The sequence below is a fragment of the Coleofasciculus sp. B1-GNL1-01 genome (assembly GCF_040220235.1).
Lineage (GTDB): Bacteria > Cyanobacteriota > Cyanobacteriia > Cyanobacteriales > Coleofasciculaceae > Coleofasciculus.
In genome coordinates this window covers 63,953-76,849 of sequence record NZ_JAVJTO010000055.1, presented here as the reverse complement: position 1 = coordinate 76,849, position 12,897 = coordinate 63,953, and the positions used below count along the sequence as shown (strand labels likewise).

The window sequence follows — 12,897 nt, the reverse complement described above, 5'->3', positions numbered from 1 at the left end:
AATGAGGGGTTCAGGTGTGTTACTAATATACTACAATAGTATTTGGTTGCCACGAAAAGCTAAGTGTCAGCCAATTTATTGCAATTTAAGGTTCTAGAGTTTCTGCAATGCACCCTATCTCTCAAGAGTACTTTAATGCTCTGTGCTATGTTCGCGATCCGCTTGTCAGAGGAATTAAGCCGGAAACAGAGGCTTTTACTATTAATAAGGAAGTCGAGTGGTACACTGACGAACGAAAAATTCTTATTGCAAATATATTCATCGATAAGTTTGATAACGATTGGAATTTTGTAATTTTTGGTCGAGACACACGCAAAAATTACCGTTGCATCTACACTGGAGTTAGCTTTAATTCTATTGAAGATGCACGCAAGGAGCTTGAAAAAAAGTTAACTGAGTTTAGTCAGGAAGAGCACGAACAATATCCTCAAGGAGATGAGGATAGTCCGCCTCAATACATCTATAAACAAATCGTTGCACCAGAAAAACTACATCCTTATTTCCGCTACTTGGTTGAAGAACCTAGATTTGAGGCGGCTCGAAATCTAATTGAAGAGATTATTTATACATTCACTGATCCCGATGGTAATTTTATTCGGGACTTTCAAACAAGTGGTTTTGATTCAAGACTCTGGGAAATTTTTCTATATGTTTATCTTCATGAGTCGGGCTTTAAAATAGATCGTTCTTTCAACGCTCCTGATTATGTTGTAGAGCGATTTAATCAGATAATCTGTATTGAGGCTGTTACCGTCAATCCTAGTAGACACAAACAAGACTTGCCAGAACCAACGAGTCAAGAAGATTTAGACGAACGGCTTAGGCATTATATGCCTATCAAGTTTGGAAGTCCTCTTTACTCAAAGCTAAATAAGAAATATTGGGAAAAGGAACATGTCCGTGGTAAGCCATTGGTAATTGCGATACATGATTATCACCAGACCGGATCAATGGTTTGGTCAAGAACTGCTTTGTCGGACTACCTCTATGCTAAACGCATCAGACTGACAAAGGATAGTAACGGCAATAGCAGCATAGTTAAAGAAGATATTGATTTTCATGAGTATGAGGGAAAAAGAATCCCATCAGGTTTTTTCAAACTTCCAGAGACCGAGAACATCAGCGCAGTTTTATTTACCAATAGTGCAACTATTACAAAGTTCAATAGAATGGGAAAGCTTGCTGGTCTTGGTAGTCAAGCTATCAAAATGATTAGAGTTGGCAAGCTCTTCGATCCAGATCCAGAAGCATTTGAACCAATTCCTTTCTCAATTGATATCGATCATCCATCATATCGAGAAACATGGTCAGAGAGTATAGTAATGTTTCATAATCCAAACGCTTTATATCCTATAGAACCAGCATTATTTCCAGATATTACACACATAAGACTTCATGAAGATAATTACCAGGAAATCACTAGACCTTATGAAGTAATGTCATCAGTAACTATAGTTATTACACCCACGGATAAGTTTGCTCAATAGACATACGCTCGATATAGCCGATCGCAAAGGCGCTGCGGTCTAGACGTGCATCCCAGAGAATGCGATCGTAGACTTCACGAATCGTCGCCATTTTTTTCTTCTGGACTCTTTGCTCTGACATACCTTCGCCAAGGGGTGTAATGTATGCGGCCTTGTCCCTCTGGAAGCAACGGTGCTACGATTTGCCTGAGGCAAAGTCTGAGCGATCGCTCACGAAACAATGAGGGGTTGAGTCGTACTACCAATATACTACAAGCTACTGTTCTAGACAAAGTTATCTATTTGGCATTTGGTAACACTTTGGTTACTTTCCCCCCTAAAAGATAGGTCATGAAGGTTGATCGCCTGCATCACTCGCCACTGTTGCATCGGGTGTTGCCGATTCTAGCTCCGGTGGCAGATGATTGGTGATGAAGGAACTCCAGTGAGGTATCCCACTTGAGTCAAATTCCATCTGCAAAATTGATGCATTCGGTACTCGAAATCCTCGGGAAAATCCTAAAAGCCGACGCATGGCAACGGCATCAATTACCGTTGGGTTAGCCAAAATCTGCCACAGCATCGCTTTGATAAAGAATCCATGTGAAAAGACAACCACAAAACCGGATTGTTGTTGCAACTGGTTCAGAGCATTTCGGACTCGTTCCATCAGTTGAACCAACGATTCAGCGTTGGCTCCATCCACATATTCAGGGTCGCAGCGATCCCAATAAGCTTTGCTCAGAGGTTTGCGAATCAAAGGTGTGGTTGGTTGGTCGAGCGGTAGGCTTAGATAGGTAAATTCCTGAATTTGCCAAACCTCAATGGGTGTATGTGGAAATTGTTCAATCAATGGCTGAGCCGTGAGTTGCGTTCTCAGATAAGGTGAAGTCACAATTAAGTCTGGAGACTGTTTCACGGTGGTTGGAATACATTTTGATTGTCGGTAGCCCAATTCACTCAAGCCATTATCATGCGGTCCGATGGTTGGCGACCCAGCATTAGAGCAACTTTCAGCATGACGAATAATCCAGATAGACACGGTTTGATATTCCCTCTTGTTATACCTAACGTAATGGGTTGTAGTTGATTGCTTCCCCTAAACCTAAGCGTTGGTGTACTCATCCTTTATCTCGTCTTTTCGGCGCTAACTGAGATGGGCACCAAGTTTCCTTGGAAGAAATAGCCGTTGCTTCTGCTAGGTAAACATTCAAAGCCAAGCTATCCGATTTTGTAGCATATTGTAGTATAACCGATAAAGCTTGCAGAGTTAACTGGAGTTCATCTGGGAATGCAAATTGAACCATACGACCCTCGCCACCTGGATGCTATTATTCGTCTTTCGCTTCGGGCATGGACTCCGGTCTTTGATTCGATTCAGAACGTGATGAACGCTGATGTGTACCAGGCATTCTATCCCAATCATTGGCGTGTGAGTCAGCAAAAAGCTGTCGAGGATGTCTGTGCTGCGGAAGATACGAATGTATGGGTTGCTATCGATGCCGATTCTACTGTGGGCTTTGTAGCTGTGAAACTACACTCAGAGGACAGCATGGGTGAAATCTACATGGTTGCTGTCGATCCAGACTTTCAAGGTCACGGCATTGGTAGTGCTTTGATAGAATTTGCTCTGGCTTGGATGAAAGATGCTGGGATGTCTATTGCTATGGTTGAAACTGGAGGCGATCCTGGTCATGCCCCAGCCCGTCACACCTATGAAAAGGTAGGTTTCGAGCTATTACCAGTTGCCAGATACTTCAAGAAGCTGTGACGTCCTCCTACACCGATCCTATGGGTACGGTTGTAGGCTTCCTTTGTTGCCGCTTTATACCAAATCCGGGGAACGCTACCCCCGTTATTACCCAGTCCGCGCAGGCGGACTTTGTTTGTGTAGCAGCGATTTCAATCGCCTCCTCTTGCTTGTCAACGTCGCGCTAACCCAGCAAAGACGGCACTTGTTGCGAACATGATTAAGCTATAGATGGCGGCTGGAATAGCCATGCTTGGCGTGTTCAAAAGAGTTGGTGCGCTGGCAATGGTAATGGCTAAAGTACCGTTTTGAATACCGACTTCTACCGTAATGGCTTTGGCGCTGCGGATATCTAGCTTAGCCAAGGTGGCGAGTGCAAACCCCAGTAGCATTGTACTCATGTTTAAAGCGAGGGTAACCCAGCCCACTTTCAAGAAGAAGCTGGCAACATTAGCGCGTTCTGCTGCCAACAAACCCACGATAATTAGGGCTAAAAAGAATAGAGAGAGCCACTTGACCCACTTTTCCACATAAGCCGCAAAACGAGGAGCGTAGTGGTGAATTACCATGCCTAATATCACTGGAATCAGGGTAATGACAGCAATTTGAATGACCGTCGTCAAGAAGGGTAGCTCTAGGATAGTAGCCTCCCCCAGAAAACGCTGCATCGCTAGGTTAACGACCAAAGGAATCGTAAATACTGTAATCACGCTGCTAATTGCCGTCAGCGTAATCGATAGGGCAACGTTACCCTGTACTAAGTAGGTTACCAGGTTGGATGTGGGTCCGCCAGGGCAAGCCGCTAAAACCATTACGCCAACCGCCAATTCTGGAGAAAGCGGGAAAAGGCTAGCCAGTAAAAAGCCTACGGCGGGCAGCATGATAAGCTGAGCAATGAGTCCAAGAATTGCGGCTAATGGTTCAACCAGTACCCGCTTGAAATCATCAACTGTCAACCCTAATCCCATACCCAGCATAATGATAAATAGGGCTAAGGGAAGAAAAATTGCGGTTAAAACGTTTGATTCCATTGCTCCTGTACACACTACTTACGTTGACAGCGCCCTTAGATAAGGCAAACTTTTTACTGTTTGCCACGAGTGAGTTTCACGTCCGTGCTACACACTCACCAGCCTGTAAAGTTTTGCAACAACTAGCGGTATTTTTGCATAAAAACCAAACGAGCGCTTCAAAAAGAGCAGTGTACTGATGACCCACTCAGGTTTAAGGCACGTCGCCGTTGAACAATACCCATGCACCCAATATGCGATCGCGCGATCTTGTCGGTTGGGTTGAAGGATGAAACCTGACACTCATCACTGCTTCTCCACCTCAAACAAGAGTGCGATCACTCAATCGAGTCATGAGACTGGGATGAAACTGGCTACGTGCAACTGTTTTGAGACCATAATAGGGGTAAGTGCCTTCAAGTACCGTTTGAGGTACTGTTGTCAATGTCGAAAACCTCAGAGGTTTGAACGTTACCGCTATGGAAATCCAACGGGTTATCTTAAATAACATTGGGCTATTTGAAAACCTGGAAATTCCTTTAGCACCCACCGAGCAAAATCCCAGCAACATCACTGTCTTTGTGGGTAATAACGGCGCGGGTAAAACCTCTGTATTGAAAGCCTTAGCTATTTCCCTGAGTTGGTTTACTGCTCGTTTACGTACAGAAAAGGGTAGTGGTAACCCTATCCCGGAAGATGCCATACTTAACACCGCCAACGCCGCCAGTATTGAAATAGAAATTTGTGATGCTTCTGGAACATCAGACAATCCGAATCAAAACGAGATCCAGCATCACTTCAAGTGGACTTTAGCCAAAAATAGAACAGGACGTAAAGCCCGGTACACTAGCCATCTCAACGACTGCACTCGCTTAGCCAATCGTTACCGTGATGCCCTTACCCGTGATCACAAAACTAGCCTGCCCATCATTGCGTTTTACCCTGTCGAGCGCGTTGTACTTGATATTCCCCTAAAAATTAGGACAAAGCATACCTTCTTGCAACTCGATGGTTACGATAACTCTTTAAGTCAGGGGGTTGACTTTCGCCGCTTTTTTGAGTGGTTTCGGGAACGGGAAGATACCGAAAATGAATCAGCAATGCCTGAAGATGTTCTCAACCAACTGAAACCACTATTGGAAACCAATCCAGACGCATGGCAACGGTTAAACGAACTCAATGCCTCAGCCAAAGATCGGCAATTAACCGCAGTTCGCACCGCCATTCGCCGATTTATGCCCCAGATGGACAACCTGAGAGTCCGTCGTAAACCCCGTCTCTACATGGCGATTGATAAAAACGGTGAAACCCTGAATGTCGCCCAACTTTCACAAGGCGAAAAATCTCTCATGGCTCTGGTTGGTGATATTGCTCGCCGTTTAGCCATGCTGAACCCTGCTTTGGAGAATCCTCTAGCAGGAGATGGTATCGTCTTGATTGATGAAGTCGATTTGCACCTGCATCCCTCTTGGCAACGCAGCCTGTGCGATCGCCTAATCGCAACGTTCCCAAATTGTCAGTTTGTGCTGACTACCCATTCACCTCTGGTGATCAGTGACTGTAAAAATGTTTTGGTTTACACCTTAACCAATGGTGAATTGCGACAATTGCCCTCTCAGTATGGGCAAGATGCTAATACGGTCTTATTAGATGTTATGGATACCAGCATCCGTAATCAGAAAATTGATGCTGAACTGAACGATCTGCTGGATGCCATACAAGATTCAAAGCTAACCGAGGCTCAACAACGACTCGCCAAATTAACTGAGGAACTACCCGCAAATCATCTGGAATTGGTCAAAGCAAAATTGCTGATCCGTAAACAAGAATTGCGTCATGCGAACCATTAGTAAAGGGACTGAACCCTCCAGCTTAACAGTTTGGAAACGAGCAAACCCTCACGGACGCTACAACCAGTTAACCGAAGAGATTCGCCGAACTATTCGGCAATATGCTCTATCAGAACAATTCTACCTTTGTGCCTATTGTTGCCAGCGCATCCAAGATATTGATGCTTGCCACAATGAGCATATAGAAGCTCAAAAATTGAATCCTAGACGCACAGTTGACTTTTCAAATATTGTCGCCAGTTGTAATACCTCTAATCAATGCGGTGATGCTCATAAATCTCAACCCCTACCCCTAACTCCTCTGATGATAGAATGTGAAACAGAACTTCGCTTTAAAATTAGTGGTCGGGTAGAAGGGTTAAGCGAGCGGGCAACCGATACGATCCGAGTCTTAAACTTGGGAGATCACGAAAAACATAACCGTGCCTTGATCGAAAAACGCAAGCAATTGTCTAATGCTTTATTATGGACAAATGGTATAGACCCCGATGAAGGCTTAGAGGATGAAGAACTTTTAGAGATGTTAATCGATGAGCTATCACAACCCCAACAGAGTCAGATGGAACCTTTTACTCCAGTGGTAATTAATATCTTGCGAAGTTGGCTTCAATCTTGAAAACAACTCTTTAAATGGTTATGAATCAGCCTATACTTGGCAGTTCCAGTTGATGTTTACCAAACGTTTTTCAATACGAATTTACTCAAACTGCACCTGCAACGGTATCAGGTCTTGATAATTGTGTATGATCCAGTTAATGAGGTGATAGTGCAATGGACAAGGTAGCTCAATATCGGGAGTACATTCAGACATTACTGAGCCAGTACGCCAAGGATGATGTTTCGGATGATGAGGTCGAAGTGCAACTTATCTTGGACACGGAGCGGGATCATTACCAATGGATGAATGTGGGATGGCAACAGCTTAACCGAGTTTATCGTTGTATTGTCCATTTTGATATCAAAGACGGAAAAATTTGGCTTCAGCAGAATCTGACAGACCAGAATCCTGCTGAGGATTTGGTTGGAATGGGTGTCAAGAGAGAAGATATTGTGTTGGGTTTACAGCCTCCTTACAAACGGCAGTACACAGACTATGGTGCTGCTTGAACAATGCCCATGCACTCAATATGCGATCGCCCGATTTTTTCGGTTGGGTTGAAGGATGAAACCCGACAAGGATACTTGAATTTTGTCCATCTACTTAATACCAAATTAAAGTCAAAAAGGTAATCTGTTATTGTGTCTTTTGAATCCTACAAAAATCTTGGGGAAGTCCTCAAAGAGTATGAGATTACTTCCTCAGAAACAAACTATATTATCGAAAGCAAAATTGATATTCGAGAATCATTTAGAGAAGATTTAGAATTTTGCCTGAAAGAATTAACCTTTGAGGAGTCAGAATATGCGATTTGTGAAACGATTATTTTTCCAGTCCTCAAAGAGCTTTATCGGCTTTATCGAGATAAGTTTACTTTGTGGAGCCACAAGTCACTAATTTATAATGAAAAATTATCCGGTGTACCTGACTATATCATAGCCAAGCGATCGCCTCTAGGAAAAGAAATATTTGAGCAGCCGTTTTTTGTCGCTGTTGAAGCTAAACGGGATGATTTTACTAAAGGATGGGGTCAATGTTTAGCTGAAATGGTGGCGATTCAGAAGATGAATGACCAATCTGAACAGCAGACGATATACGGAATCGTATCGAATGGTCAGCTTTGGCAGTTTGGCAAACTCCAAAACAATCGTTTTACCAAGAATTTTGCAGCTTATACGATATATAATCTCGAACAACTTTTTGCAGCACTAAATTATGTGTTTAGGCAATGCGAACTGGAATTAGAGGCAATAACATCTGGGTGTAGGGACAATTCATGAATTGCCTCAGAAAAGATCCTGGGTGAGCGATCGCCCGATCTTGTCGGTTGGGTTGCGGGATGAAACCTGACACTCATCACTGCTTCTCCACCTCAAACAAGAGTGCGATCGCTTAATCGAGCCATGTTGGATTTCACGTTACCGACTGATTCACAAGCAAGGACTTGACAGACTCAACCCAACTTTTCTAGATTGCTCTAACCATCGAGCCAGTTCTTGACCTGCACATTTTGCCGCCTCAAGCACATCCGCCGTTGAGGAGGAAGCAATATCGTTATCGGTGATAAACTTGAAGCAAGACACCGATTGCGATGGTGAGGTCAGCATGAACACAGAGTTCACTCAAATGTTTGAGTTAACCCTCTCGGAAAAACTACAACTGCTGGAAGATTTATGGGACAGCATTGCCCAAATTCCAGAGCAAATTCCTGTGCTTGATTGGCAAAAAGAAGAGCTGGCAAAGAGAAAGGCTTCCTATTTGCAGAATCCTGGCTCAGGTAGTTCATGGGAAGCAGCTAAGGAACGAATTCGCAACGGACATATTTAACTGGAGGAGAGCGAGAAAAAGACTTTAACTTGTTCAAACAATGGGCGTACAGTCATACTGGAACGTTTCGGCAGGTGCTGGGCGATCGCTACATCCTCTATGGCAGAGGTAAATAAATAATCCGATCCTGATACTCATGGTCTTCGGAAGCAAGAGCAGCTAAAATTAATTCTTCGAGATTTCCACCAATGCCTAGATCGGGATTGAGAATAAAAATACCAGGTATGTGGCGATTTTGAGCAAGATGATCGGCTAAATGTACAGGCATAGAAGCACGATTATTAGTCACCAAAACAAACCCATTGGCTTCACACCAGCATAAAATTTCAGGATCTGGCGTGCTTTTGGGAGGATTAAGCTGTTCGGCATTTAAACCTTAATATCAATAATCATGAAATCCTTGTAGTGCGAGCATCTTGCTCGCTACTAATACCCAATTTAAATGCATGACAGCTTACCAGGCTCTCCTACCATAAGAACAATTAATTCAGGATATTGCCGCAAAAGTTGAGTTTGATAAACTCGATCGACGTTCTCATCTAAAAGATACTTCAGTGCCACTTGCTTTCCTCATTGCTTCTCTTTCTGCTCTCAGTTTCCGCAGTTTTTCAGAAACAGGTGGAGGATTGTATTTTTGTTCCTCTCGCATCCTGCGACCATGCTCAATCCAATTAGCAAGGTAGGTACTGACTGCTTCTTTGTTGTGCAGATAGTATAGAATCGTAGCGTAGACTTGTTCTAAATCTAGGGTTCGATAACTCTGGGCAATTTCCTCTGGGGTGCGACACCGATGGATGAAATCATATAAAACAGTTTCAATCCCTATTCTTGTGCCTTTTATCCGAATGTCATCAGGACTGAGGAAATCAAAATAATCTTCTAATTGCATTTTTCCAGGCTTATAGATTCATAGGAGATAATACGAGGATAGCGTTGGCGATGCCGAAGGCGGTTCGCGTAGCGACCATCGCTCAACTCATAGAACTGCGATCTCAGGGCAAACAACTATCTAACTACCGCCATACCATACAGCAAACACGCCGTCTTGTACGACTCCTTTCCCGATTATTTCTTAGAAAAAGTCTCTTCGTCTATCGTTCAAGTTGGTTAGTCTCCGCTCAACCGGAACCTTAGATGACTGAATTTTTGGTTGGTTTCTAGTCGAAAGTTTGTCAATATTCTGGGGCAAAGCAATCAGAGGTTTGATTCGTCCTATGTATAGCAGTAGACACATCGATTAGGACTTTCGGCACCATTGTAGAGACTAAAATGCAACGTCTCTACATAAATGATGTGTCCTAACCGCCATGGCGGTTGCTATATCACATACTCGATTTGGTAGACTTAAGGCATTAATTGGACTCAGTTGACCTATGACCATTGCAGTCGATCCGGCAATTCAACAGAAGCCACTTAGCTTTGACGAGTTTCTCGCTCGTCATGGTAGCGATAACCGCTACGAACTGATCGACGGAGAGGTGTTCGATTTGGAACCAACAGGTTTACATGAAGAAATTGTAGCCTTCATTAGCGCAAATATCTGTGTCCAGATTGACGCAATAGGCTTACCTTGGTTTGTCTTTCAGCGGGGACTATTGCGCCCTTCTAACGTTGGTATGACAGCATTTCGACCTGACGTTGCAGTTGTTGATCGAGATGAACTCGTCAAAGAACCGCTTTGGTCTGAGCAATCAATCCTAACGCTAGGCAGTTCGATTAAATTTGTGGCAGAAGTAGTTAGTAGCAACTGGCAAAATGATTATGCCCGTAAGGTCGAAGACTACGCAGTTTTGGGCATTTGCGAATATTGGATAGCAGACTATGCAGGATTAGGTGGTACTCGACATATTGGAAAACCTAAACAACCCACTCTCTCTGTCTGTAGGTTAGTGGATGGGGAGTATGAAATTCAGCAGTTTCGGGGCAATCAGACTATTGTCTCTCCAACCTTCCCAGATTTAAAACTAACGGCTGAACAGGTGTTGAAGGCTGGTAGGTAATATCAAAAGTTGGGTATAAGTCCGTCTTGAAACATTCCCTCGTGAAGCCAGAAGCTCTCGGTTCCGCTACGCTAAACCTGAAGTAGTTCACGCTTCTGTTATTTGATGTACAAATTCCCTCGCACCCCTCATATCCAAGGTTCACGGCTCCAACCGGGGGATGAAGACTTGGATAACGTGCCTTTCAGCGCGATCGCCTCTCAATATGTGGTAGTCGAAGAAAAAGTAGATGGAGCCAATGCTGCCATCAGTTTTACTCCTGATGGGCAAATGCTGTTGCAAAGCCGGGGACATTATTTAACTGGAGGAGAGCGAGAAAAACACTTTAACTTGTTCAAACAATGGGCGTACAGTCATACTGGAACGTTTTGGCAGGTTCTGGGCGATCGCTACATCCTCTATGGCGAATGGCTCTATGCCAAACACACCGTCTTTTACGACGCCTTACCCCATTATTTCTTAGAATTTGATGTGCTAGATGTTGAACAGCAGCAGTTTCTCAGTACCCAACGTCGCCAGGAGTTACTCGCCGGATTACCCCTGGTTTCCGTACCCGTCCTGTTTTCCGGTGTATTAACATCCTACAAGCAGCTAATGGGATTGCTGGGTCACTCGAATTTCATTGAGTCAGGACATTTAGAACGCTTCCGTCAAGCCTGTGAGGAACGGGGATTGGATGTGGAGCGAAGTCTCAAACAAACTGACCCCAGTCCCCTGATGGAAGGGTTATATATCAAAGTTGAAGAGGGAGCGGCTGTAACGGCTCGTTACAAATACGTCCGTCCTAGCTTTTCAACCACCATCCTGCAATCGGATAGCCATTGGCTCAACCGCCCTATCGTCCCCAATCTCCTACGTCCCGGCGTCGATTTGTTTCAGTTTTGACAACTCTCGCCGTCAAGTCTACGACTATGACGGGAGATTCTTGAGCTAATCACTGCCATGAAAGAGGTTGCCCTCTACTTAAACAGTAAGCTGTGATTGGGTTTCCAGCTAAAGATGCCACTGATTTAAAGTTTGTAGTAAGCGATGCGAGCGCTTCTGGCACTAAAGTGCCTACTACAAACCCAGCTTAAGTCAGCGACATTCACCTTACGATGTAGTGTTATATGACTTCTTCTATTTCTCAATCCTTATGCTGGTCATTTCCCTGGTGTCCCACGCCTCCAGACTGGACGCTAGATTGGGCATCGCTTCAGGCTGAGTTTGACTGGCTTCAATCCCTTCAGGATTGTCCCCAAGACCCCCGTTACCATGCAGAAGGGGATGTTCTCACCCATACCCGCTTGGTTTGTGAGGCATTAATTGCATTACCCGCTTGGCAGGAGTTACCACCTATTGAGCGATCGCTTCTATTTGCGGCTGCCTTACTCCATGATGTGGCAAAACCTGCGGCTACTGAAATTGAAGCCGATGGCAGGATCACCTCCAAGGGTCATGTCCGCCAAGGGGCAAAAATGGCGCGGCAAATCCTCTGGTCACTCAACGTACCCTTTCATCAACGGGAGGCGATTGTCTCCCTGGTGCAGCATGGTAGTCTTCCTCTCTGGTTTTGGGACAAACCCAACCCGCAACGTGCCGTAATTAAAGCCAGTCAAGTGATTCGCTGCGACCTGCTGGCACTTTTGGCAGAAGCGGATATTCGGGGTCGCGTGTGTGACGATCCGCTAGAACTGCTGGAGCGTGTTCAGTTCTTTCGAGAATATTGTCAAGAGAATAATTGCTTATTTTATCCAAAACCATTCCCCTCAGATCATAGTCGATTTGTCTATTTCCAAAAAGACGATCGCGATCCCAACTATGCTGCTTTTGATGACACTCGCTTCGAGGTTGTCCTGATGTCAGGATTACCGGGTGCTGGCAAAGACTCTTGGATTCAGGAGAACCTTCCCGATTGGACAGTAATCTCCCTGGATGAACTGCGACAAGCGATGAAGATTTCTCCCAAAGATGACCAAACTGCTGTAGCGGAGCGAGCAAGAGCGATCGCGAAAGACTACATGAGAGCCGAAAAATCCTTTGTTTGGAATGCGACCAATCTCTCTCGCCAACTGCGTTCGTCCTTAATTAATCTATTTTCTGCCTACCATGCACGAATTCGCATTGTTTACCTGGAAGCCGCTTGGGAAGAATTGCTGCGGCGCAATCGTTCTCGCGCTGCCAAAGTGCCGGAAACAGTGATGCAACGGATGCGCGATCGCGTAGAGGTTCCAGATCTAACTGAAGCCCATCAGGTAGATTGGGTTGTAGATAGGGGCTGCTGAATCAGTGTTGGGGTGGGGTTAGAGAGCAGGGGAAGCAAGGCAAGCACTGGTACATTTTTCCCGATTCTATAGCCATGGTCTTGACGGATAGTCTCACATTTCCTTGAAGATTAACAACCTTAATATAGCAAC

At 44.6% G+C, this 12,897-nt stretch carries 17 protein-coding genes and 1 pseudogene; 12 read left to right on the top strand and 6 right to left on the bottom strand.

The window, feature by feature from the left end; translation table 11 throughout:
• The first annotated feature begins 107 nt into the window (after positions 1-107).
• Positions 108-1,487: a hypothetical protein gene (locus RID53_RS14270; protein ID WP_446388732.1), complete on the top strand. Its 1,380-nt coding sequence runs from the start codon at positions 108-110 to the stop codon at positions 1,485-1,487.
• On the opposite strand, the gene RID53_RS14265 is transcribed toward RID53_RS14270, so the two are convergent.
• Both RID53_RS14265 and RID53_RS14260 read right to left on the bottom strand, forming a co-directional pair.
• Positions 1,459-1,608 carry an RNA repair domain-containing protein gene (locus RID53_RS14265; protein WP_446388731.1) on the bottom strand — a complete coding sequence of 50 codons (150 nt, stop codon included), beginning with the start codon at positions 1,606-1,608 and terminating at the stop codon, positions 1,459-1,461. The two genes, RID53_RS14270 and RID53_RS14265, sit on opposite strands and share 29 nt — an antisense overlap.
• Positions 1,609-1,815: 207 nt before the next feature.
• Positions 1,816-2,508: a histidine phosphatase family protein gene (locus tag RID53_RS14260; RefSeq protein ID WP_446388730.1), complete on the bottom strand. Its 693-nt coding sequence runs from the start codon at positions 2,506-2,508 to the stop codon at positions 1,816-1,818.
• Between the two features lie 249 nt (positions 2,509-2,757).
• Between RID53_RS14260 and RID53_RS14255 the strand changes: the two genes are divergently transcribed.
• Positions 2,758-3,237, top strand: coding sequence for a GNAT family N-acetyltransferase (locus RID53_RS14255; protein WP_446388729.1), 480 nt, complete (start codon positions 2,758-2,760; stop codon positions 3,235-3,237).
• A 152-nt stretch (positions 3,238-3,389) separates the two neighbouring features.
• On the opposite strand, the gene RID53_RS14250 is transcribed toward RID53_RS14255, so the two are convergent.
• A complete protein-coding gene (locus RID53_RS14250) occupies positions 3,390-4,247 on the bottom strand; it encodes a bile acid:sodium symporter family protein (protein WP_446388728.1) in 858 nt (285 codons plus the stop codon).
• Positions 4,248-4,705: 458 nt separating this feature from the next.
• On the opposite strand from RID53_RS14250, the gene RID53_RS14245 reads away from it, so the two are divergent.
• The 5 genes from RID53_RS14245 to RID53_RS14225 all read left to right on the top strand — a co-directional run bounded on the left by RID53_RS14245 (position 4,706) and on the right by RID53_RS14225 (position 7,954).
• Positions 4,706-6,076 (top strand): AAA family ATPase, encoded by a 1,371-nt coding sequence (locus RID53_RS14245; protein ID WP_446388727.1) that lies wholly within the window; start codon positions 4,706-4,708, stop codon positions 6,074-6,076.
• Positions 6,063-6,692, top strand: coding sequence for a TIGR02646 family protein (locus RID53_RS14240; protein WP_446388726.1), 630 nt, complete (start codon positions 6,063-6,065; stop codon positions 6,690-6,692). The genes RID53_RS14245 and RID53_RS14240 overlap by 14 nt, the downstream gene beginning before the upstream one ends.
• 36 nt (positions 6,693-6,728) lie before the next feature.
• Positions 6,729-6,860 (top strand): element excision factor XisH family protein, encoded by a 132-nt coding sequence (locus RID53_RS14235; protein WP_446388725.1) that lies wholly within the window; start codon positions 6,729-6,731, stop codon positions 6,858-6,860.
• Entirely contained in the window at positions 6,848-7,183 is a 336-nt protein-coding gene (locus tag RID53_RS14230) for a XisI protein (protein ID WP_446388724.1), read from the top strand. Before RID53_RS14235 ends, RID53_RS14230 begins: the two co-directional genes overlap by 13 nt.
• A 132-nt stretch (positions 7,184-7,315) precedes the next feature.
• On the top strand, positions 7,316-7,954 hold the full coding sequence (locus RID53_RS14225; protein WP_446388723.1) for a hypothetical protein: 639 nt from the start codon (positions 7,316-7,318) through the stop codon (positions 7,952-7,954).
• 150 nt (positions 7,955-8,104) lie between these two features.
• Here the strand turns inward: RID53_RS14225 and RID53_RS14220 are convergent, their stop codons facing one another.
• Positions 8,105-8,281 carry a hypothetical protein gene (locus RID53_RS14220; protein WP_446388722.1) on the bottom strand — a complete coding sequence of 59 codons (177 nt, stop codon included), beginning with the start codon at positions 8,279-8,281 and terminating at the stop codon, positions 8,105-8,107.
• On the opposite strand from RID53_RS14220, the gene RID53_RS14215 reads away from it, so the two are divergent.
• Positions 8,280-8,501: an addiction module protein gene (locus RID53_RS14215; RefSeq protein ID WP_446341623.1), complete on the top strand. Its 222-nt coding sequence runs from the start codon at positions 8,280-8,282 to the stop codon at positions 8,499-8,501. The genes RID53_RS14220 and RID53_RS14215 overlap by 2 nt on opposite strands.
• Positions 8,502-8,598: 97 nt before the next feature.
• Here RID53_RS14215 and RID53_RS14210 read toward each other — a convergent pair.
• Positions 8,599-8,853, bottom strand: a pseudogene (locus tag RID53_RS14210) (DUF5615 family PIN-like protein); the annotation flags it as partial.
• A 183-nt stretch (positions 8,854-9,036) separates the two neighbouring features.
• Positions 9,037-9,390, bottom strand: coding sequence for a DUF433 domain-containing protein (locus tag RID53_RS14205; RefSeq protein WP_446388721.1), 354 nt, complete (start codon positions 9,388-9,390; stop codon positions 9,037-9,039).
• 50 nt (positions 9,391-9,440) lie between these two features.
• On the opposite strand from RID53_RS14205, the gene RID53_RS14200 reads away from it, so the two are divergent.
• From RID53_RS14200 to RID53_RS14185, 4 genes are all read left to right on the top strand, one after another.
• Complete coding sequence (locus RID53_RS14200; RefSeq protein WP_446388720.1) at positions 9,441-9,635, top strand: hypothetical protein; 195 nt, start codon at positions 9,441-9,443, stop codon at positions 9,633-9,635.
• A 239-nt stretch (positions 9,636-9,874) separates the two neighbouring features.
• On the top strand, positions 9,875-10,501 hold the full coding sequence (locus RID53_RS14195) for a Uma2 family endonuclease (protein ID WP_446388719.1): 627 nt from the start codon (positions 9,875-9,877) through the stop codon (positions 10,499-10,501).
• 105 nt (positions 10,502-10,606) lie between these two features.
• The gene (locus tag RID53_RS14190) at positions 10,607-11,386 is read left to right on the top strand and encodes an RNA ligase family protein (protein ID WP_446388718.1); all 780 of its coding nucleotides are present in this window, start codon (positions 10,607-10,609) and stop codon (positions 11,384-11,386) included.
• 224 nt (positions 11,387-11,610) lie between these two features.
• Entirely contained in the window at positions 11,611-12,765 is a 1,155-nt protein-coding gene (locus tag RID53_RS14185) for an AAA family ATPase (RefSeq protein WP_446388717.1), read from the top strand.
• The last annotated feature ends 132 nt before the right edge of the window (positions 12,766-12,897 follow it).

What these genes read in the sequence shown, in the direction of transcription:
- RID53_RS14185 (WP_446388717.1), top strand. Translation starts at nt 11,611, where the DNA reads ATGACTTCTTCTATTTCTCAATCCTTATGCTGGTCATTTCCCTGGTGT.
- RID53_RS14195 (WP_446388719.1), top strand. Translation starts at nt 9,875, where the DNA reads ATGACCATTGCAGTCGATCCGGCAATTCAACAGAAGCCACTTAGCTTT.
- RID53_RS14200 (WP_446388720.1), top strand. Translation starts at nt 9,441, where the DNA reads ATGCCGAAGGCGGTTCGCGTAGCGACCATCGCTCAACTCATAGAACTG.
- RID53_RS14215 (WP_446341623.1), top strand. Translation starts at nt 8,280, where the DNA reads ATGAACACAGAGTTCACTCAAATGTTTGAGTTAACCCTCTCGGAAAAA.
- RID53_RS14220 (WP_446388722.1), bottom strand. Translation starts at nt 8,281, where the DNA reads ATGCTGACCTCACCATCGCAATCGGTGTCTTGCTTCAAGTTTATCACC.
- RID53_RS14230 (WP_446388724.1), top strand. Translation starts at nt 6,848, where the DNA reads ATGGACAAGGTAGCTCAATATCGGGAGTACATTCAGACATTACTGAGC.
- RID53_RS14205 (WP_446388721.1), bottom strand. Translation starts at nt 9,390, where the DNA reads ATGCAATTAGAAGATTATTTTGATTTCCTCAGTCCTGATGACATTCGG.
- RID53_RS14245 (WP_446388727.1), top strand. Translation starts at nt 4,706, where the DNA reads ATGGAAATCCAACGGGTTATCTTAAATAACATTGGGCTATTTGAAAAC.
- RID53_RS14270 (WP_446388732.1), top strand. Translation starts at nt 108, where the DNA reads ATGCACCCTATCTCTCAAGAGTACTTTAATGCTCTGTGCTATGTTCGC.
- RID53_RS14255 (WP_446388729.1), top strand. Translation starts at nt 2,758, where the DNA reads ATGCAAATTGAACCATACGACCCTCGCCACCTGGATGCTATTATTCGT.
- RID53_RS14240 (WP_446388726.1), top strand. Translation starts at nt 6,063, where the DNA reads ATGCGAACCATTAGTAAAGGGACTGAACCCTCCAGCTTAACAGTTTGG.
- RID53_RS14265 (WP_446388731.1), bottom strand. Translation starts at nt 1,608, where the DNA reads ATGTCAGAGCAAAGAGTCCAGAAGAAAAAAATGGCGACGATTCGTGAA.
- RID53_RS14250 (WP_446388728.1), bottom strand. Translation starts at nt 4,247, where the DNA reads ATGGAATCAAACGTTTTAACCGCAATTTTTCTTCCCTTAGCCCTATTT.
- RID53_RS14190 (WP_446388718.1), top strand. Translation starts at nt 10,607, where the DNA reads ATGTACAAATTCCCTCGCACCCCTCATATCCAAGGTTCACGGCTCCAA.